This is a genomic window from Actinomadura sp. KC06 (assembly GCF_004348735.1).
In the GTDB taxonomy this organism is placed as follows: Bacteria; Actinomycetota; Actinomycetes; order Streptosporangiales; family Streptosporangiaceae; genus Spirillospora.
Genome location: NZ_SMKT01000002.1, coordinates 26,405 through 46,061, shown reverse-complemented (window position 1 = coordinate 46,061; position 19,657 = coordinate 26,405). Strand labels below are relative to the sequence as shown.

General features: G+C 72.6%; 19 protein-coding genes. 7 read left to right on the top strand and 12 right to left on the bottom strand.

What is annotated here, in order from left to right; all coding sequences use genetic code 11:
* Positions 1-11: 11 nt before the first annotated feature.
* The 7 genes from E1287_RS01150 to E1287_RS01120 are packed head-to-tail and all read right to left on the bottom strand — an operon-like array spanning position 12 to position 7,122.
* A complete protein-coding gene (locus tag E1287_RS01150; RefSeq protein ID WP_131962615.1) occupies positions 12-977 on the bottom strand; it encodes a TAXI family TRAP transporter solute-binding subunit in 966 nt (321 codons plus the stop codon).
* A complete protein-coding gene (locus tag E1287_RS01145; protein ID WP_131962613.1) occupies positions 974-2,539 on the bottom strand; it encodes a bifunctional 3-(3-hydroxy-phenyl)propionate/3-hydroxycinnamic acid hydroxylase in 1,566 nt (521 codons plus the stop codon). The genes E1287_RS01150 and E1287_RS01145 overlap by 4 nt, the downstream gene beginning before the upstream one ends.
* Positions 2,532-3,230 (bottom strand): class II aldolase/adducin family protein, encoded by a 699-nt coding sequence (locus tag E1287_RS01140; protein WP_131962611.1) that lies wholly within the window; start codon positions 3,228-3,230, stop codon positions 2,532-2,534. Before E1287_RS01140 ends, E1287_RS01145 begins: the two co-directional genes overlap by 8 nt.
* Entirely contained in the window at positions 3,227-4,324 is a 1,098-nt protein-coding gene (locus E1287_RS01135) for an alcohol dehydrogenase catalytic domain-containing protein (protein ID WP_131962609.1), read from the bottom strand. Before E1287_RS01135 ends, E1287_RS01140 begins: the two co-directional genes overlap by 4 nt.
* Positions 4,321-5,301: a hypothetical protein gene (locus E1287_RS01130; protein WP_131962607.1), complete on the bottom strand. Its 981-nt coding sequence runs from the start codon at positions 5,299-5,301 to the stop codon at positions 4,321-4,323. Before E1287_RS01130 ends, E1287_RS01135 begins: the two co-directional genes overlap by 4 nt.
* A gap of 1 nt (position 5,302) precedes the next feature.
* A complete protein-coding gene (locus E1287_RS01125) occupies positions 5,303-6,289 on the bottom strand; it encodes a TAXI family TRAP transporter solute-binding subunit (RefSeq protein WP_243718484.1) in 987 nt (328 codons plus the stop codon).
* Between the two features lie 11 nt (positions 6,290-6,300).
* Positions 6,301-7,122, bottom strand: coding sequence for a fumarylacetoacetate hydrolase family protein (locus E1287_RS01120; RefSeq protein WP_131962605.1), 822 nt, complete (start codon positions 7,120-7,122; stop codon positions 6,301-6,303).
* Between the two features lie 141 nt (positions 7,123-7,263).
* Between E1287_RS01120 and E1287_RS01115 the strand changes: the two genes are divergently transcribed.
* Positions 7,264-7,758: a VOC family protein gene (locus tag E1287_RS01115; RefSeq protein ID WP_131962603.1), complete on the top strand. Its 495-nt coding sequence runs from the start codon at positions 7,264-7,266 to the stop codon at positions 7,756-7,758.
* A 59-nt stretch (positions 7,759-7,817) separates the two neighbouring features.
* On the opposite strand, the gene E1287_RS01110 is transcribed toward E1287_RS01115, so the two are convergent.
* From E1287_RS01110 to sbnB, 5 genes are all read right to left on the bottom strand, one after another.
* A complete protein-coding gene (locus tag E1287_RS01110) occupies positions 7,818-8,906 on the bottom strand; it encodes an ABC transporter ATP-binding protein (protein WP_131962601.1) in 1,089 nt (362 codons plus the stop codon).
* Complete coding sequence (locus E1287_RS01105) at positions 8,903-10,627, bottom strand: iron ABC transporter permease (protein ID WP_131962599.1); 1,725 nt, start codon at positions 10,625-10,627, stop codon at positions 8,903-8,905. The genes E1287_RS01110 and E1287_RS01105 overlap by 4 nt, the downstream gene beginning before the upstream one ends.
* On the bottom strand, positions 10,624-11,709 hold the full coding sequence (locus E1287_RS01100) for an extracellular solute-binding protein (protein WP_243718482.1): 1,086 nt from the start codon (positions 11,707-11,709) through the stop codon (positions 10,624-10,626). The genes E1287_RS01105 and E1287_RS01100 overlap by 4 nt, the downstream gene beginning before the upstream one ends.
* A 345-nt stretch (positions 11,710-12,054) precedes the next feature.
* Positions 12,055-12,849 (bottom strand): IclR family transcriptional regulator, encoded by a 795-nt coding sequence (locus E1287_RS01095; protein ID WP_131962595.1) that lies wholly within the window; start codon positions 12,847-12,849, stop codon positions 12,055-12,057.
* 73 nt (positions 12,850-12,922) lie between these two features.
* Positions 12,923-13,948: a 2,3-diaminopropionate biosynthesis protein SbnB gene (sbnB, locus tag E1287_RS01090; RefSeq protein WP_131962593.1), complete on the bottom strand. Its 1,026-nt coding sequence runs from the start codon at positions 13,946-13,948 to the stop codon at positions 12,923-12,925.
* 351 nt (positions 13,949-14,299) lie between these two features.
* On the opposite strand from sbnB, the gene E1287_RS01085 reads away from it, so the two are divergent.
* Genes E1287_RS01085 through E1287_RS01060 form a run of 6 tightly spaced genes read left to right on the top strand, consistent with a single transcriptional unit; the run spans position 14,300 to position 19,655 of the window.
* Positions 14,300-14,569: an acyl carrier protein gene (locus tag E1287_RS01085; RefSeq protein ID WP_131962591.1), complete on the top strand. Its 270-nt coding sequence runs from the start codon at positions 14,300-14,302 to the stop codon at positions 14,567-14,569.
* Positions 14,570-14,577: 8 nt separating this feature from the next.
* Positions 14,578-15,828, top strand: coding sequence for a beta-ketoacyl-[acyl-carrier-protein] synthase family protein (locus E1287_RS01080; protein ID WP_131962589.1), 1,251 nt, complete (start codon positions 14,578-14,580; stop codon positions 15,826-15,828).
* A complete protein-coding gene (locus tag E1287_RS01075) occupies positions 15,828-16,973 on the top strand; it encodes a beta-ketoacyl synthase N-terminal-like domain-containing protein (RefSeq protein WP_131962587.1) in 1,146 nt (381 codons plus the stop codon). The genes E1287_RS01080 and E1287_RS01075 overlap by 1 nt, the downstream gene beginning before the upstream one ends.
* A 2-nt stretch (positions 16,974-16,975) precedes the next feature.
* Positions 16,976-17,929, top strand: a complete 954-nt coding sequence (locus E1287_RS01070; protein WP_131962585.1) for a beta-ketoacyl synthase N-terminal-like domain-containing protein — start codon at positions 16,976-16,978, stop codon at positions 17,927-17,929.
* Positions 17,926-18,675, top strand: coding sequence for an alpha/beta hydrolase (locus E1287_RS01065; protein WP_131962583.1), 750 nt, complete (start codon positions 17,926-17,928; stop codon positions 18,673-18,675). Before E1287_RS01070 ends, E1287_RS01065 begins: the two co-directional genes overlap by 4 nt.
* On the top strand, positions 18,672-19,655 hold the full coding sequence (locus E1287_RS01060) for a thioesterase family protein (protein WP_131962581.1): 984 nt from the start codon (positions 18,672-18,674) through the stop codon (positions 19,653-19,655). Before E1287_RS01065 ends, E1287_RS01060 begins: the two co-directional genes overlap by 4 nt.
* Positions 19,656-19,657: the final 2 nt, after the last annotated feature.

The window sequence follows — 19,657 nt, the reverse complement described above, 5'->3', positions numbered from 1 at the left end:
GTCGGGTCCTTTCAGAGTGCGTCGTAGTAGGCGGCGGCGCCGGGGTGCAGCGGGATCGGCGCGCGGCCCATCGCGGCCGGGTCGAGCGGGTAGGTGACCGGGCTGCGCTCGGGCGGGATGTGCCGGTACTGCCGTTCGATGACGTCCCGCGTCTCGCCGAGCACCCAGGCGATCGCGTATGCCACGTCGTCCGCGAGATCGGAGCGCGCCAGCACCAGGAAGTCGGAGAAGTCGAGCGTCCGGAAGCGCGGGCACCCCGGGAAGAAGCCCTCCTCGACGACGGCGTCGGGCCAGGAGTAGTCGGCCCGCAGCCCGTCGAGCACGCCGGCCTCGACCTCAAGGAAGTGCATGTCGCCGCCGAACTCCTGCCAGTGCGGCAGCATGACCGCCTCGTGGACGACGGCGTCCGCCCGTCCGGCCTTGACGTGGGCGAACGTCTCGAACGGGCGCTCGTCCGCCAGGACGGTGCCGCCCCAGCCGGGCACGTCCACGCCGGAACGCTCCAGCAGTTCGTGCGCGGCGAGCCCGACGTGGTTCACGCCGTCGTTCACCGAGGTCGCCAGGCGGAGGGCGGGCTTGGCGTCCCGCAGCTCGGCGAACGTCGAGACGCCCACTGACCGGTGGACGGCCACCACGAGCCGGTCCCGCTGCGGCACCACGCCCAGGGCCCGCAGGTCGGGGTGACTCTCACCGGCGTAGACGCCGCGGCCGTCCAGGGCGGCGGCGGTGAAGGCGGCGGGCGTGGTCATCGCGACGTGCACCTCGCCGCGCCCGACCGCGTGCACGGCGTCGGAGAACCCGCGGCTGTTCCACACGGCGACGCGGGTGTGCGGCCCGCACCGGTCGGTGAGCTCCTGCGAGATCCACCCGCACACGCGATGCAGGTTGGCCGCTCCCCAGTCGCCGCGCAGGTGCAGCGTCAGCGACCGGTCGATCGACGGCTCGGGCGGCCGCACGGCCGCTGTCTGGTCGTTCATGCGATTCCTTGCTGGTCGAGGGCGGTGGCGACCTGTGCCGCCTGCGCCGCGGAGAAGACGGCCGCGATGTACCGGTCGGGTTTGACGAGCACGAAGCGGCCGCGCGTCCCGGCCAGGGCCGCTTCGAGCCGGCCGTCGGCGTCGGCGATCGCCTGGCGCTCGTCGTGGGGACGGGGGAGCCGGTCGCCGAGCGCGACGTCGATGTGCGCGATCGCCGGGGGCGCGGGGAGCGCGCTCGCCACGCGGTCCCAGTCGTCGGGTCCGACGCCGGTGCCGAGCAGCGCCATGCCGTCGCCCAGCACCTCGTCGAGCAGCCGCGGACGCAGGCTCGGCGGGACGAGGACGCGCGGCTGCGGGAGCAGGGTGCCGACGAGCCGCTCGTCTCCCGTCCCGGTGCGCACCACGAGCCCCCCGGTGTGCTCGGCGCGGGGGCGGAACCGCATCTCGGCGAGGTAGCGGCGGCCCCATGGGGTGAGCAGCAGGGTGCGGACGGCGCCGTCCCGGATCCGGCCGCGCATCGGGTCGGTGGTCATGACGACCCGGCCGAGGCGCTCGGAGAACGCGACCATCGCCGTGGCGTGCGGGCGGCGTTCGGGCTCGTAGGTGTCCAGCAGCCGCTCGTCGGCGCGGCCGTGCCACACCTCGGCGAGCTTCCAGGCGAGGTTGGCGGCGTCCCGGACGCCCGAGTTGAGGCCCTGGCCCGCGAACGGCGGCATCATGTGCGCCGCGTCGCCGAGCAGGAAGCACCGGCCGTCGTGCCAGCGGTCGGCGACCACCGCGTTGAAGGTGTAGTTGATGCAGCGTTCGACCTGGTCGGGGGTGATGGCCCGGTACGGCGCGACCAGCCGCTCGATGGTGGCGAAGTCCGGCTTGGTGCCGCCCTTCCCCTCGCCGGGACGGAGCCGGAACTCGTAGCGGCAGCGTCCGTCCCGGCCCGGCACGATCACCGTCGGACGGTCGGGACGGCCGAGATGCATGCCGTAGCGCTCGTCGTGCTCGTCGCCGACGGTGTCCGCGACGAGCCACACGTCGCGGTGGCTCGTGCCGGTCATGTCGATGCGCTTCAGCTCGCGGATCGTGCTGCGGCCGCCGTCGCAGCCCAGCACCCAGGACGCGCGCAGCTCGCCCCCGGACGTGCGAGCCGTCACGGCGCCGTCCGTCTCCTCGATCCCGACGAGCTCGGTGCCGAAGCGGACGTCCACGCCGTCCCGGTCCTTGAGCGACTGGAGGAGGAGGCGTTCGAGCTCGGGCTGGGCGAACTGGTTCTTGAACGTGTAGCCGAGCCGGTACGGCTCGGGCCCGCGGGCGTGGAAGAGCGGACGGCCCTTGCGGTCGTAGTAGCGGGTGCCCGTGCCCGGGACGACGATGCCGAGCACGGCCTCGGCCAGGTCGGCGGCCTGCAGGGTGCGCAGGGACTCGTCGTCCAGGCTGATCGCCTTGGCCTCGTCGCTGGTGGCGGCGTTGCGCTCGACGAGCACGACCGGCACGCCGCGGGCGGCGAGCAGGTTCGCCATCGTCAGCCCGACGGGACCGGCGCCGACGATGAGAACGGGGTCAGTCATGGCCTCCGCCCTTCCTGGCGAGGTACCGGTAGCCCGCGCGAAGCTGACTCTCCGGCCAGCACTCCGCGCGTTTGGCCGCAGCCTCGGCCGCGTCGGAGTGCACCCGCACCGGACCGGCCGCCATCGCCGCGAGCTGCGCCTCGCAGGCGCGGTCGAGCAGGACGGCGTGCATCACCGCCGCCTCGACGCTCGTCCCCGCCGCGACCAGCCCGTGCTTGGGCATCAGCGCGGCGGGCGCGGCGCCGAGCGCGTCGGCCAGCGCCGCGCCGAGCTCGCGGGTCCGGACGAGGCCGCCGGTCGCGGTGAAGCGCGGCGGATCGTCCCCGCCGAAGATCGTCGCCTCGTGCGAGATCGGCAGGAGCGGGACGTCCAGCGCGGCGAACGCGACGGCCGACCGGCCGTGCGTGTGCACCGAGGCTTGCAGCTCCGGCCGCCGCCGCAGGATCTCCAGATGGATGTGGCATTCCAGGTGCGGCCTGCCCTCGCCTTCCAGCACATCGGCGTCGAACGAGACGAGCTGGACGCGGTCCTCGTCGATCTCCTCGAAGCCCCAGCCCGGCGCCTTGATCCAGATGCCGCGCCCGTCCGGGTCGCGGACGGCGGCGTGCCCCCAGACCAGGTCCGACTGTCCCGCCGCCGCCAGCGCGCGGCTCGCCTGGGCGGCCAGCCGCCGCGCCTCGTCCGGCGTCACGGGTTCACCACCGCCATCCAGATCGGTTCGTCTCGGCTGCTCAGCGCGGTCAGCGCGGCGTTGACGTCGTCGAGCGCGAACCGGTGCGTGATCAGCTCGTCGGCCCGGAGCGCGCCGGAGCCCAGCAGGTCGAGGGCGGCTGCGGTGTCGGTGCGGGTGCATCCGCGGGTGCCGACGATGCGGCGGCAGTGGTGCTGGAGGTCGCGGGCCGAGCAGGGGAGCGGCGTGCGGTTGCCGCCCATGTGCACGAGCGTCCCGCCGGGGGCGAGCGCGGCGAGGGCCTGGGCCGTGCCGCCGCCCTGGGGCAGGAAGTCGATCACCGCGTCGGGTCCGTCCGGGACGAGGGCGCGCAGCCGCGCCGTCAGGGTGTGCTCGTCCTCCCAACCGGGGCCCAGCTCGTCCAGGGCGACGGTCTCGGCGGGCAGCGCGCTCAGGGCGCGGACGGCGTCGAGCCGCTCCGCCGAACGTCCGACCAGCACGAGCCGGGCGGCGCCGAAGAACGGCGCGAGCTTCACCGTCGCGGTGCCCATCGTCCCGGTCGCGGCGGTGATCACGAGCGTCCCGCCCGGCGGGAGGTCCGCGCACTTGAGCGCCCGGACGGCGTTGCCGAGGTCGTGCGTCTTCGCGCCGACGTCGAACCCGACCGCCGCGGGGAGCACGTCCACCAGCCAGGACGGCGCCCGGACGTACTCGGCCAGCCCGCCGTCGTGGTACCGCTCGTACAGCGGCATCGGACCGTTCCCGTGCGCGCCGTGCCCGATCATCGCGGCCGACGGGCACAGCTGCTCGCGGTCGCTCCGGCAGAACCGGCACGCCCGGCACGCGAGGACGGGATGCACCCGCACCCGCTCACCGACCAGCGCGGCGTCCACCTCGGACCCGGCCGCCGTCACCGTTCCGGCGATCTCGTGCCCCGGCACTGCCGGCAGGTGCCGGAACGAGCCGCGCGCCAGCAGCTTCATCAGGCTCGGCGCGAGGCCCGCCGCCGCCACCTTGACCAGGACGTCCCGCGGGCCCGGCTCGGGCACGGCGATCTTCTCCTGGCGGAGCGGGCCCGTCCGGTCGTGGGCCCGGGCCGCCTGCATGAGCGTCATCGCAGCCGCTCGATCTGGTCCGCCGGCACCCGCTCCGCCGTCTTCGTGGTCTCCGCGACCTGCGGAAGCTCCCGCGCGGACGCGACCGTGAGGTGGGCGCTCGGCTCGTGGTGGATGCTCGTGAACGCTATGCCGGCCGGGATGCGCGCGAAGTCGCCCGGTTCCAGCGGGACGGTGCCGCGCTGCGTCACCAGCGTCCGCCGCCCGTCGAGCTGGTACTGGATCTCGTCGGCGTTGCGGACGCGCCGGTACACGCGCCCGTCGGACGAGGCGTGGAACGTCCGCCCGATGAGCACGTGGGACGAGGTGTAGAGCCACGTCGTCCCGGCCGCGTCCGCGGGCTTCAGGATGCGCAGCCGCTCGGACTCCTCCTTCGCGTGCTCCAGCAGCGCCAGCTCGTCGGTCGGAGCCATGACGACGTCGTGCCCGGGACCGGCGAGGCACTCGGTGATCAGCTCGTTGGTGATGACCGGCTCCCACCCTTCGAACGGCGGGATCGTCACCTCCGACGTCCGGTAGTGCGGGTGGGCCTCGGCGACGGGCGCGGGCACGTAGAACAGGATGTGGATGTCCTCGCGCCCGTAGTTGTCGTGCGCGACCCCGACCGGCAGCCGGGAGAAGTCGCCCGGCACGAGGTCGACGCTGCCGAGGTCGGTCATCAGCGACCGCACGCCCGTCACCTGGTACGACATCTCGTCCACGTCGCAGTTGCGGTGGTAGAACGGCTGCCGGTTGTCCATGGTCTGCCATTCGAGCCGCATGAAGTCGCTCTCGTAGACGCCGCGCGGGTGCGCGAACGGCTGCGCCACGTACTCCGGCGGGAAGTGCACGACCTGGATCTCCGGGTGGTCGCGCCAGCGCTTGCGGCCGTCCGGGGGCGTCAGGGGCTCGGCGAGCAGCAGCTCCTCCCGCCGGACGAAGACGCGTGGCGGCGCGTCGAAGGGAAAGGTCTCGAAATGCTCGTGGACGGTTCCCATGTCAGTTCTCCTCGGCGGGCTTGAAGCGGTCGTTCTCGAGGTGGTCGTTCTCGCGGTAGTACGCCTCGGCCCCGGGATGCAGGGGCACGGGCAGGTCGCGGCAGATCTCCCGCATGTCGACCGGGCTGGTCAGCGCCCGGGTCGGCCCGGTGAACCGCGCGGAGACGAGGTCCTTCTGCTCCTCGATGGCACGGACGGCGAGGTAGGCCAGCTCGTCCGGCAGGTCGTCGGCGCAGTACAGGATCCAGCCGGAGAAGTCGATCGTCGGGACGTCCTCGCGCAGGCCGCGCAGCCGGCCCTTCTCCAGCACCCCGGCGGGCATGCCCATCGCCGTGCAGTGCCGCAGCACGGGCTCGTCCAGCGGCAGGAACTCCAGGTCGTACATCGTGGTCAGGTTCCGCCACCGCCACGTCATGATCGCTTCGTCGAAGACGGCGTCGAACGCGGGGTCGGCGGGGACGGCGTCCGGGGAGTTCTGCGAGCGCGGCCGGTCGCGCAGGATCTCGCCGCCCCAGCGCTCCACGTCCTCCTGGGAGAAGCCGTGGCAGGCGAGGATCTCGTCCATCACCCACCGCGCCGGATGCCCCATCTCCCGGGACGGCATGGAGATCTTCAGCGGGGGCCTGCGCTCGGCGATCTCGGCGAGGCTCGTGATCCCGGTCTCGGCGCGGACGGCGAGCGCGAGCCGGTCGTCGTGCGCGAACGCGGCGACCGCCTTGACCGGCAGCGGCTCGGCGTACGGGCCCTTCCCGGCGCGGGCCATCGCCAGCGCCCAGCTCGGGGTGGTGATGCCGAAGTCGTAGCGGCCCTCGGCGACCAGGCGCGGGCCGTCCATGCCGAGCGCGGCCGGCGGGGTCCCGGTGACGGCCGCGATCGTCGAGCCGTCCGGCAGCGGGCTGCCGTAGCCGCCCATGCCGTTGGCGATCAGGCTGCCGATGTTCATCCAGTTCTGGCCCGGACACAGGATCCGGACGTCGCGTGCCCGCACCGCCGCCCCTCTCAGCCCTCGGCCCGGACGGTGTTGCGCAGCGTGCCGATGCCGCCGATCTCCACCTCGACCTCGTCACCGTCGGTGAGGAACACCTGGGGATCGCGACGGTACCCGACGCCGCCCGGTGTGCCGGTGAGGATCACGTCCCCCGGCTCCAGCCGGGTGAACCGCGAGGTCACCTCGATCAGCGCGGGCACGTCGAAGATCAGCCGGTCGGTGGTGGACGACTGCATCCCGCGGCCGTTGAGGCGCAGCGCGATGTCGAGCTTGCCGGGGTCGAGCTCGTCCGCGGTCACCAGCACGGGCCCGAGCGGCGTGGAGCCGTCCCATGCCTTGCCCTGCATCCACTGGTGGGTCCGGTACTGGAAGTCGCGCATGGTGACGTCGTTGCAGATCGTGTAGCCGAGCACGTGGTCGAGCGCGTCGTCGCGGGAGATCCGGCGGCCCGCCGTGCCGATCACCACGGCCAGCTCCGCCTCGTAGTCCACCTGGGCGGACTCGGGCGGCAGGACGATCGCCGCGCCGTGCCCGATGAGGTTGGACGCGAACTTGGGGAACAGCACCGGGTACTCCGGCAGCTCCCGTCCGGTCTCCTCGATGTGCGCCCGGTAGTTGAGGCCGACGCAGAAGATCTTCTGCGGGCGGCAGACCGGCAGCAGGGTCAGCCCGTCCAGCTCGACGCCCTCGTCGTCGGGGAGCGCGTCGCGCAGCGTGGCGGTGGACGTGTGCCGGTCGATCCGGTCGGTTCCGCGCAGCCGGTGGACGCGCGTGCCGTCGAGCCTGCCGACCGCCTCGGCGCCGGTCTCGTCCTGGTAGGCGACGAACCGCATGGTCAACTCCTGTGTCCTGAATTTCAGAGCAAATATCCTGTATTGCGAAACAGATTAGATCTAGAGCGTCCCGGGGTCAATGAGCTAGCCTCGTTTGTAAGTCAGGATTTAACTCCTGAAAATCAGGACAAGGAGCCGGACATGGCCATCGCCGAACTCGGACACACCGGACTGTGGGTCCACGACCTCCCGCTGATGAGGGACTTCTACGAGCGCGTGCTCGGCCTGACCGTCACCGACCAGGACGAGGAGCTCGGCATCGTCTTCCTCAGCTCCCGGCCCGAGGTGGAGCATCACGAGTTCGTGCTCCAGACCGGGCGGACCGCGGAGCCGGGCGCGAAGCAGCAGCACCAGATCTCCTGGCGGGTGGAGACGCTGGACGACATCCGCGCCTACCACCGGACGTTCCAGGACGAGGGCGTCGAGGTGCAGCAGGAGGTCACCCACGGGAACGCCTTCGGGATCTACTTCTTCGACCCGGAGGGCAACCGCAACGAGGTCTACCTGCGCCTCGACCGCGACGTCCGGCAGCCGTTCCGCAAGACCATCGACTTCGGGCTGCCCGCCGAGGAGATCTACGCCGAGGCCGAGCGGCTGCTCGCGGACGGCGGCCCGGCCTACCAGCCCGTCCAGTAGCCGAGACGGGGGCGCGGCGGCGCGGTGCGACGACGCGCACCGCGCCTGCCTCCCGCCGGTCAGGTGAGCACCGACAGCCGGTCGCCGGGCAGTTCCAGCCACACCGCGTCCCCGGGCGCCACGTCGAGGCGGGGGTCCTGGCGGGTGACCCACGTGCCGTCCCCGACCCGGACGTGGCAGTCCACGCTCTCGCCCACGAACATGACCCGGTCGACCTCGCCCTTGACCGTGTTCGGCACCGCGCCCGGCTCGGCCGCGTGCAGCAGCACCGCCTCGGGCCGCACGGCCAGCACCACCGGGTCGCCCGCCTTCGCCGCCGTGTCCGCGACGGCGGGGACGTCCATCGTCCCGGCCGCCGTCTCGACCAGGGTGCCCGTTCCGCGCGTGCCGTCCAGGAAGTTCGTCGTCCCGACGAAGTCGGCCACGAACCGGGTCGCGGGACGCTGGTAGACCTCGCGCGGGGTGCCCTCCTGCACGATCTTCCCGTTCTGCATCACCGCGATCCGGCTGGACATGCTGAGCGCCTCGTCCTGGTCGTGCGTCACGAACAGCGTCGTGACGCCCAGCTCCTGCTGGAGCGAGGCGAGTTCGGCGCGCATCGCCTGCCGCAGCTTGGCGTCCAGGTTGGACAGCGGCTCGTCCAGCAGGAGCAGCTTCGGCCGGCGCACCAGCGCCCGCGCGAGCGCGAGGCGCTGCTGCTGGCCGCCGGACAGCTGCGTCGCCATGCGCCCCTCGTATCCGGACAGGTGGATGGCCGCGAGCGCGCTCTCCACCCGCTCCCTGATCTCCTTCTTCGGCACCTTCGCCTTGCCCACCTTGAGCGGGAACGCGGCGTTGTCGAAGACGGTCATGTGCGGCCAGATGCCGTAGCTCTGGAACACCATGCCGATGTCGCGCCGCTCGGGCGGGACGAAGGAGCCGGTGTCGGACACCACCGTCCCGTCGATGACGATCCGTCCCGCGTCCGGCCGTTCCAGCCCCGCCACCGACCGCAGGGTGGAGGTCTTGCCGCAGCCGGACGGACCGAGCAGCGTGTAGACCTCGCCCTCCCGGACGTCGAAGCTCACGTCGTCGACCGCCTGGACGGTGGCGCCGCGGTCGGCGAACCCCTTGCGCAGCCCTTCGACCGCGAGCGGCGTGCCCGTCATGAGAGGGCCTTCCCTTCGTTCTTGCGAGTGAGCAGGAGGAACACCACGACGACCGGGGTCATGAAACCGATCATCAGCAGGGTGAGGGCCGAGGACGCCCCGACCTGCCCGGTGTTGAAGAGCGTCCAGGACGCGACCGAGAGGGTCAGCGTGTCCTGGCCGCCGATGAGCGTCGGCACCGTGAGGTCGCGCAGGCTCAGCAGCGCCAGCCACAGCCACGTGTAGGTCAGCACCGGGCGCAGCAGCGGCAGCGTGATCAGGCGGACGGACGTCCAGGTCGAGGCGCCCGACATCGCCGCCGCCTCCTCCAGCTCGGTGTGGATCTGGAGCAGCCCGGCGTTGAACATGCGGGTGCCGAACGCGAGCTGGATGAGGGCCGTCACGCCGACGAGCAGCGCGAGCGTCCCGTACAGGCCGTACCAGCCCTCCGTCCAGTACAGCGCGGCGATCATGGCGCCGAACGCGAAGACGGTGCTCGGCACGGCCTGCGGCAGGAACGCGACCAGGTCGTAGACGTACCGGTGCCGCCCGCGCGAGCGGACGACGACGAACGCGAACGCCAGGCTCATCAGCACCGCCAGCGTCGGCGCGAGCACCATCAGCTTCGCCGAGGTCTCCAGGCCGCGGCCGACGAACGTCCAGTCCAGGTGCCGGTAGTTGTCGAACGACGCCACCTTGAGGGCCGCCGCCGACGGCTTCTGCACGAACGGCAGCAGCGAGATCCACACGACCATCGCCATCGGCAGCACGATCGACCAGAGGAAGTAGCCGCCGACCAGCAGCCAGGCGGCCCAGCGCCACCGTCCGAGGGTGATGCGGGCCGGGCGGTAGCTCTTGCCGGAGACGACCTGGTATTTGCGTCCCGAGCGCAGCGTCCGCTGGTACCAGAGGCTGAACGCCAGCCCGACGAGGATCATGACGCCGCTGAACGCCGCCGGGACGCCGTACTCCGGGGTCCCCGCGGACGGGTTGGTCGCCACGTACAGGTAGCTGCTGAACACGTAGATGCGGTTCGACAGACCCATGATCAGCGGGATGTCCAGCGAGGAGATCGCGATCGTCCCGGCGAACAGCCCGGCGCCGAGCAGGCTCGGGTAGATGAGGGGGAGCGTCACGCGGCGCAGCACCGTCCAGGGCCCCGCGCCGGACGCCCGCGCCGCCTCCTCCAGCGTCCCGTCGAGCATGCGCAGGCTGCTCGACACCATCGTGAAGACCAGCGCGGACAGGGCCAGCCCTTCCACCACGCCCATGCCGACCAGCGACACGATGTTGATCGGGGCCTTCGCGAGCCCGAAACCCTCCATCAGCCACTGGTTGATCGCGCCGATCCGCGGGTGCAGCAGGAAGATCCAGCCCATCGCGGTGAAGAAGCCGGGGATGAGGATGCGCAGCACCATCACCGTGCCGACCGTGCGTCCCCAGCCGAAGTCGGTCCGCTCCACCAGCAGCGCGATCGCGGTCCCGAAGAAGAGCGCCACGGCGAGCGTCACCGTCACGTAGACGGCGGTGTTGCGGACGACGTCCCAGACCTGCGCGTCGCCGAACAGCGCCCGCAGGTTGCCGAGGGTGAACGCGCCGTCCAGCGAGCCCTGCGCGCGGAAGCCCAGGTAGACGACCAGCGCGAGCAGGCCCACCACGCACGCCGCCGGGACGGTGATCAGCCCGGCCAGCAGCCCCAGCGCGGTGGGCCGCCGGCCGAGCCGGGCGCCGGGCAGGGTCATTTGGCCGTCAGGAGCTTGATCAGCTCACCTTTGAACTTCGGGTTGTAGATCTCCGGATGGGCCAGCGTGAACTCGTAGTCGACGCGGGTGAACCTCACGCCCTTGGCCTCGTACTCGGCGAGCTGCGCGGCCGTCTTGCTGCCGGGGATGCGGTGGTTGTCGGCGAAGTCGTGCTTGAAGACGAGCTTCTGCGCCTCCGGAGTGAGCAGCCACGTGACCCACAGCCGCGCGGCGTTCGGGTGCTTGGCGTGCTTCGGGACGGCGACGTACCGCGTCGAGGTGATCGCCGCGTCCTTGAGCACGGCCGTCTTCAGCGGCGCGCCCTGCGCGGCGAACACGTCGGCGATGTTCTTGCCGCACGAGATCCACAGCGCGGCGAACTCGCCGGACGCGACGCGGTTCAGCTCGCCGCAGCCGACGAAGCCCGCGGGCTTGAACCCGCGCAGGTAGGCGCGCAGGGCGTCCTGGCCCATGCCCTCCTTCGTCCCGAGCACGTTGAACTGCGCGGCGTAGGGGGTGCTCGCGATCGGCTTGCCGATCTTCGGCACGTCCTGGACCGTGGCGGGGACCTTGCCCTCCTCCACCTGCGTGGTGTTGTAGGTGAAGCCGGGGATCAGGTCGACGAACGTCAGCGCGGTGCCGTCGGAGTTGGCCAGGCCCTTCGTCCACGGGGCGATCGCCGCCCAGTCGACCTTCGCGAGCACGTCGTCGCGCTTCGGGCCGATGCCTTGGACGAGCTCGGGGCTGCCCATGTAGGCGTCGGTCGAGGCGGGCGACTTGGCCTTGTACTCCCGCGCGAGCTTGGCGGCGTTGCCTGGCTGGTTCTGGTCCGGGGTCAGGGTGATCTTGATGTCCAGGCCGTAGGCCTGCTTGAAGGTCTCGGTGAGCACCTTGCCGGTGTCCCGCCCGTCGAAGCCCCAGTTGAGGTCGAGCGCGCCCTCCTTCTTGGCGGCCTCGACCAGCGCGGCCAGCGCCGGGGTCGCGGCCAGGCGGTCCTTCGCCGCGCCCGCGGCCTGCGTGGCGGCGGCCTCATCGCCGGCGTCCGAACCGCAGGCGGCCGTGGCCCCCGCGATCAGTGTCACGAGCGTCGCCGCTGTGATGACCGGCCTCCAAGGCCGCGACAGACGGAGCCTCATCCGAACCCCTCCTCCTCGGACATGTCTCGCTTTGCGGGACAGTGGTCCTGAATTATGCAACTGGGACGGGTTGCCGACAAGGGGCACGGCCGCCGGACGCGGTCCGTCCTGTGCTGGAGAACAGCGCTCCTAACATACGGGACATGCGCTGAGCTGGGAAGACGCCGATCGGACGGGTCCGGAGAGCGGTCCCGGGACGGGCCGAAAAAGATTCGGCCCCGGAGCCGCGCTCCGGGGCCGTGGACGGCGAACGATCAGGACTCGCGCGAGTTTTCAGGCTCGCGCGGATGTTCAGGATTCGAGGACCGCGAGCCGTTCGCTGATCTCGGCGGCGGCGACCTCGACCGCCCGCGCCACCTCGGGCAGCCGCTCGTCCGGCACCCGGTGGGAGAGGGCGGCGATGCTCACCGCGGCCACCACGCCGCCGGACTCGTCGCGGATGGGGGCGGCGACGCCGAGCACGTCGGCGTCCAGCTCGCCCCGGGTGACGGCCACCCCGGCCGCCTTGATCTCCCCCAGCCGCTTGCGCAGCACGTCCGCGTCGGTGACGGTCGCGCCGGTGAACCGCGGCAGCCCGCTCTGCTCGACGACCTCGGTGATCTCCTCGTCGGACGCCCAGGCCAGCAGGACGAGCGCCGCCGCGCCCGCGTTGATCGGCAGCACGTGCCCGCGCTCGTAGGACAGCCGCACCGGATGGTCGGTCTCCTCGCGCTCCAGGCAGACGACGGTGCCGCCCGTCCGCCGCGTGAGCAGCACGGCCTCGCCCACGGTCGCCACCAGCTCCCGCATGACCGGACGGGCGATCTCCGACAGCCCGATCCCCTTGCGGGCGAGCCGGGCCAGCTCGAACACCCGGGGCCCGAGCCGGTACCCGGCGGGCCGCTGCTCCTCGATGAAGCCCGAGGACACCAGGCTCTGCAGATACCGGTAGGCGGTCGACCGGGCGACGCCGAGCTGGTCGGCGACCTCCTGGCCGGTCAGCACCAGCCGCGTGTCCTCGAAGAGCAGGAGGATGTCGAGGGCGCGGTCGGCGGTGGAGTTGCGCTCCCGGTAACCGCTCGACCGTTCAGACCGCTGTCCTGTCATGCAGGATACGTTACACGCATGCCAGAACCACCTGTGGCGTGCGCGCCCGAGACCCCGGTCCGGTTCGCGAGGGTTAGCCGTAGCGGGTGAGGTCGTGGAAGAAGTCCGGGACGGTGTGCAGGGCGCCGGATGCGGCCACCTGGTCGTAGACGTGGCGGGCGACCGCCAGATCCAGGACGCCCAGGCCGAACGGGGAGAAGACGACCGGCTCGTCGGCGGGCGGGGTGGCCCCGCCGGTGAGGACGTCGTAGAGGGTCCCGGCGACGAAGTCGCGGTTGCCCACGTGCTGTTCGGCCAGGTGGGGGGACGTGTTCGCCTTCAGGCAGTGCTCGACGTCGTCCACGACGTTCCAGGACGAGAGGATGATCTCGGGGGAGAGGTCGCGCAGGGAGACGTGCAGGACGAGGGGGTTGTGCGCGAACCAGGCCGGGTCGCTGACGTGCGGTTCGCCGGCGACGGTGGCGAAGACGATCAGGTCTGATGAGCGGATGAGGGCCTCGGCCGTCTCGTGGACGGTGATGGCGCCCTTCTCGGTGCGCCGTAGGTAGCCCTCGAAGCCCCGGGCGTGCTCGGCGGAGAGGTCGTGGACGCCGAGGGTGTCGAAGGTGAAGCCGTTGGCGGCCAGGTAGGTGTGGATGTAGCGGGCGATGAGGCCGGCGCCGACGAAGCCGACGCGGCGGGGCCGGGCGCCGCGGCGGTCGGTGAGGGCCGCGGCGGCGAGGGCGGCGGACGCGGCGGTGCGGGCGGCGGAGATGATGGAGCTCTCCATGCACGCGAACGGATAGCCGGTCTCCGCGTCGTTGAGGATCAGCACGGCGGACGCGCGGGGAAGGCCGCCGGCGACATTGCCGGGGAAGCTGGAGATCCATTTGATGCCGTGCACGCCGACGTCGCCCTTGACCGACGCGGGCAGCGCGATGATCCGGTCGGACGGGCGGTCGGGGAAGCGCAGGAAGTAGGAGTCGGGATTGACCGTGCGGCCCTCGCCGTGCAGCCGGTAGGCGGCCTCGATCATCTCGATGACCTGCTTCTCGCGTCCGGCGACCGCGTCGTGGACCTGGGCGCCGGAGATCACGGCGAATGTCGGGACCTGTTTCATGGAAACTCCATGTCGGCTGGATGATCAGGCGGCCGGGGATTCCGCGGGGCCGCCTCCGCAAGTCGCCGTTGAATTCCCGCGGGCCCGGTGATGAGGGGCGCGCTTTGACCTACGGCTGAAGAAACAATTTCTGGTCGTCCCCCGAGTTCGCCGCCGCCACGCGTCAGCGCCATTGCGGAGCATCACCGTATACACGCGAATCTCGGACCCGCAACCCCTTGCCCGGCGAGCGGGGCGCGGAACACCGGCGGTCGCGTCCGGGCACCTGGCGGCCGTATAGGAAAGATATAGCGCCCAATCGCACGCTCTGCGGCAGTGACGTGAACCGGTACGTCGAATCGCGGAGGTGACATGTCCGGCTCGAATATCACGGCGGTCCTGGACGGCGAGCAAAAGGGTCAGATCAAGGAGATCGTCTGCGAGATCCTTGAGATCGACCCCGACGAGCTCACCGACGGAAGCCTTTTCAAGGAGGATCACGGCGCCGACTCGCTGCGCGCCATCGAGATCCTGGCCGCGCTCGAGCGCACGTTCCGCGTGACGATCGACCAGGCGGCGATGGACCGGATGGTGAACCTCGACGGCGTCTACGCCGTCGTGGCCGACGCCGCGCGGGAGTGACCCGCGCCATGACCGGTCTGGAGGCGTCCCGGCGGGTGGTGGTCACCGGGCTCGGACCGGTGACCAGCATCGGCATCGGGGTCGCGGACTTCGCCGCCGGGCTGCGCGCCGGGCGGAGCGGCGCCAAGCCGATCACCGCGTTCGACACCGCCGGGTTCGCCCACGCCAACGGGTGCGAGATCGACGACTTCCGGGCCGCCGACTGGATCACCGGCACCCCGCTGGACGACCTCGGCCGGGCGGCCCGGTTCTCGGTCGCCGCCGCGCGGATGGCCGTCGCGGACGCCGGCCTTGCCCCGGCGGACCTCCGGGCCCGGCGGGCCCTGGTGTCGATGGGGACCACCGACGGCGAGTCCCGCGACCTGGACGGCCTGGTGGAGAGCGAGCTGGAGCGGGGCCCCGGCGCCTTCGACCCGGTGATCGCCCGCCGGGTCGGCGCGGTCCGGCTGTCGACCTCGATCGTCGCCGAGTTCGGGCTGACCGACGTCGAGGCCACGACCCTTCCGACGGCTTGCGCGGCGGGCAACTTCGCGGTCGGCAGCGGGTTCGACGCGATCCGCTGCGGGGACGCCGAGATCGCCCTCGTCGGCGGGGCCGACGCGGTCTGCCGCAAGACCTTCACCGGCTTCTACCGGCTCGGCACCATCACCCCGGAGGTCTGCCGCCCGTTCGACAAGGACCGCAAGGGGATCCTCACCGGCGAGGGCGCGGGCGTCCTGGTGCTGGAGAGCCTGGACGCCGCGCTCGCGCGCGGCGCCAGGATCTACGCCGAGGTGCTCGGCTACGGGCTGTCGTGCGACGCCCGCCATCCCGTCGCCCCGGACCGCGACGGGATCACCCGCGGCATCGAGATGGCCCACCGCGACGCCGGGATCGGGCCGGGCGACGTCGACTTCATCTCGGCGCACGGCACCGGGACGAAGGCCAACGACGTCACCGAGACCGGCGCGATCAGGCAGGTGTTCGGCGACCGTCCGCCGCCCACCATCTCCATCAAGGCGATGATCGGGCACACGATGGGCGGGGCCAGCGCGATCGCCGCGGCGGCGTGCGCGCTGGCGCTGCGCGAGGGCTTCATCCCGCCGACCATCAACCATGTCGAGACCGACCCGGAGTGCGGCGTCGACTGCGTCCCCAACCAGGCGCGCGAGGCGGACCTGCGGGTCGTCCAGAACAACGCGCTGGCGTTCGGCGGCAACAACGCCGTGCTCATCCTCGGGCGCGCGCCCGAGCCCTCGCACGCGGCCGGGGCGGCCTGATGAGCTGGATCGTCACGGGCATGGGGGCCGTCGCCGCGCCCGGCGACGACGTCGCGGCGTTCTTCGCCGCGCTCTGCGCCGGACGCAGCGCGCACGCCCCGCTGCGCGGCTTCGACCCGACCCGGTACCGGGCCCGGAACGCCTACGAGATCGACGACCGCCCGGACTCCGGCGACGTGCCGCTGCGCGCGAGCCGGTGGCTGGAGCGGGCGGTCGCCGCCGCGCTGCGCGACGCGGGCATGGACGAGCGGCTGGGCGACGTCCCCGTGCTGGTCGGCACCACCCTGCGCGAGCTGCGCTCGGTCGAGCTGAGCTGGCGCGACGGCATCCCGTTCGATCCGGCCGACCTGCACTTCGGCGCCGCGCTCGGCCGCCGGTTCGGCGCGACCCGCACCTACACCGTGGCCAACGCCTGCTCCGCGTCCCTCTACGCGCTCGGCCTCGGCACCGACCTGCTGGAGCTGGACGAGTGCGACACGGTCGTGGTGGCCGGCGTCGACACGATCACCGAGAGCACCTACGGGCTGCTGGACCGCTGCTACCCCGAGGCGCCGGACCGGATCCGGCCCTTCGACCGGGACCGCCGCGGCATGCTGCAGGGCGAGGGCGCGGTCGCCGTCGTGCTGCGCCGCGCCGCCGACGGGCCCGGCCCGTCCGGACGGCGGCACGCCACCGTCCGCGGGGTGGCGATCAACTGCGACGCCTCGCACCCGTCCGCGCCGGACGCCGCGAACATCGGCGTCGCGATCCGCGAGGCGCACGAGCGGTCCGGCGTGCGCCCGGACGACATCGACCTGGTCATGCTGCACGGGACCGGGACGCCGCTGAACGACGAGGCCGAGGTCGACGCCTTCGCCGAGGTCTTCGGCGCGGCCGCGGCCCGCCCGTACCTGACGGCCATCAAGTGCATGACCGGGCACACGGCCGGGGCCTCCGGGCTGCACAGCCTGGTCGCCGGGGTGGAGGCGATGCGGACCGGCACCGTCCCGCCCATCGTGCATCTGGACGACCCGATCGACGAGGTGGCGGGCTTCCGCCTGGTCCGGGGCGCCGCCGCGCGCGCCGAGGGGCTGTCGGTCGCCCAGGTCAACTCGTTCGGGTTCGGCGGCCTCAACGCCGTCGCGGTCGTGGAGAAGGCGGTCTGAGCATGGACGTCGTGGTCACCGGACTCGGGCTCGCGCTGCGCGGCGTCGACGGCGCCCGCGGGCTGCTCGCGCCGGACCCGCCCGCGCCGGACGCCGACGACCCCGCCGCCCGGCTCACCGGGCGCGGGCTGCGCTACCGCGACCGCGCGACCCGGCTCGCGATGTGCGCCGCGCGGGACGCGCTGGCCGCCGCCGGACTGGTCCGCGACGGTGCGCTGACCGTGCCCGCGCACCGGGCCGGCGTGGTCGCCAGCACCAACTACGGCAACGTCGACACCGTCTGCGACGCGGTCACCACCATCGCCAAGGAGACCTACGCGGGCACCAGCCCCATGGCGCTCCCGGCGACCGCCAGCAACGTCGTCGCCTCCTGGGTCGCGATCACGCACGGCCTGCGCGGCGCGAACCTGACGCTGTGCAACGGGGAGACGTCCGGGCTGGACGCCGTGCACTGGGCCCGGCAGCTGATCGCCGCCCGCCGGGTCGGATGGGTGCTGGTCGTCGGGGTCGAGCCGGTCAACCCGCCCGTCAGGCACCTGGCGTCCGGCGGGACCGGCGCCGACGTCCGACTGCTCGACGGCGCCGCCGCGCTCGTCGTGGAGGCCGCGGAGTCCGCCCGCGAACGCGGAGTGCCCGGGCTCGCCGAGATCGGCCCGTACGCCAGGAAGGGCACCTGGACGGAGGCCGTCGCCGCCGTCCGCGGGCCTGCGGCCGAACCGGTCGGGCTGTGGTGCGCGCCAGGCGGGGCCGTCCCGCCGCACGCGCTGGAGCCCGCCCTGACCTGCGATCTCACGGCGAAGATGGGCGAATGCTCGGGCGCCCTCGGCGTGCTGCAGGCGGCCGCCGGAACCGCCTGGCTGGACGACGAGACGTCCGGCGTGCTGGCCACGGCCGGGACGGGCCGCGACGGCGGCACCGACGCGGCCGCCGCGCTGATCCTGCGAGCCGCGCGGTGAGCGGCGGCCTGCTCCTGCTGCACGGGCTGGCCGGCGGCCCGCTCGCCTGGGCGCCCCTGCGCGCCCGGCTGCCGGAGACCCTGCCGGTGCGGGCGCCCGTCCTGCCCTGGTCGGCGGGCGAGGGGCTCCGCTGGGACCACCGGGCCGACCCGGTCCGCGCCGTCGCCGGCGCGATGGCGGGCCCCGGCGGCGTGCCGGACGTCGTCGTCGCGCACTCCTACGCCGCGAACGTCCTGCTCACGCTCCTCGCGGACCGGACGCGTCCGCGCCCCGCGGCCGTGGTTCTGGTCGCGCCCTTCTACCGGGCGTCGGAGGAGGACTTCGACTGGGCGGCGATGACCCGCTACATGGACGGGTTCCTCCCGCTCATCGACGAGGGCCTGCGAGTCGGCTCGGCCGGGCGGCTGTCCGGCGAGCTGCGGGCGAGCATGGCGCTGCGGATCCGCGACCGGCTCGGCCCGTACGGCTGGATCCGCTTCTTCGACGCCTACCTGCGCACGCCGTTCCTCGACACCGCCGCCCTCGACCTGCCGGTGCTGATCGTCGGCGGCGAGCAGGACCCGGCGGCCCGGCCGCGGGACGCGCGGGCGCTCGCCGCCGCCCTGCCGGACTGCCGCCTGGAGCTGCTGCCCGCCTGCGGCCACAACGCCATGATCGAGCACCCCGACCGCTTCGCCGACCTCGTCCGCGGGTTCCTGGCCCGCTTCGTCCCGATCCCGATCCGCAAGCAACCGGAGCCGATATGACCGTCACCGACGCGACCCGCCCGGCCGGGCCCCTCGCGCAGCCGACCGACCTGGAGATCCGCCCCCGGTACGAGGGGTCGAACATCTGCACCTGGATCGGCTTCAAGCATGTGAACTACCTGGTCGAGGAGGCCGTCCTCGAGCACCTGCGGCGGCGCGGGGCGCCGGCCGGGGAGCTGTACGAGCGGTACGGCCTCTGCGTGGACATCGCCGACATCGACACCCGCATCCTGCACGCCTTCCACATCGACGACCTCGCGGTCGGCGAGGTCGCCCCGGCGCCGAGCGCGTCCGGCGGCGAGCTGGCGTTCACGGTGCGGCTGAACCGGCAGGCCGATCCCTCCAACATCGCGGTCTCCGCCAAGGTCCGCGTCGTCCTGCGCAGCGACCCGCACGGCAGCGCCGCCGAGGACGTGCCCGCGCACCTGGCGCCGTTCGTCGTGTCCAACGCCGGGCTGCCCGCCCCCTACGACACCCCCGCCGTCCCGGTCGGGGACGGCGATGCCGCCGCGGCTCTCGGCGGCGGCAACTCCTTCGTGTGGAAGTGGCGGATGCCCTACTTCTACTGCCACTTCACCGAGCGGGTGCAGATGTCGGGCTACCTGCGGCTCATGGAGGAGGTCGTCGACCTGTTCCTCGCCGACCGCGGGGTGTCGATCAAGCGGCTGCTGGACGAGCAGAACTGGATCCCGGTCGTCCCGCACTCGCGCATCACCCTGCTGGACGAGGCGCGCATGGAGGAGGACCTCTACACCGTCTTCACCGTGGAGAACGTCTTCAAGCGGTTCACCTACACGGCGCGGATGGACTGCTACGCGCTGCGCGACGGCGTCCTCGTGCCCACCGCCACCGGTCACATCACGCACGGCTACGCGGTGATCGAGAACCGCCGCGACTGGAGCCTGGTCTCCTTCGACGACCGTCTCGCCGGCGCGCTGGAAGGCGCCGGCGGGCAGGGGCACGGCACGGGACGGGGATGATC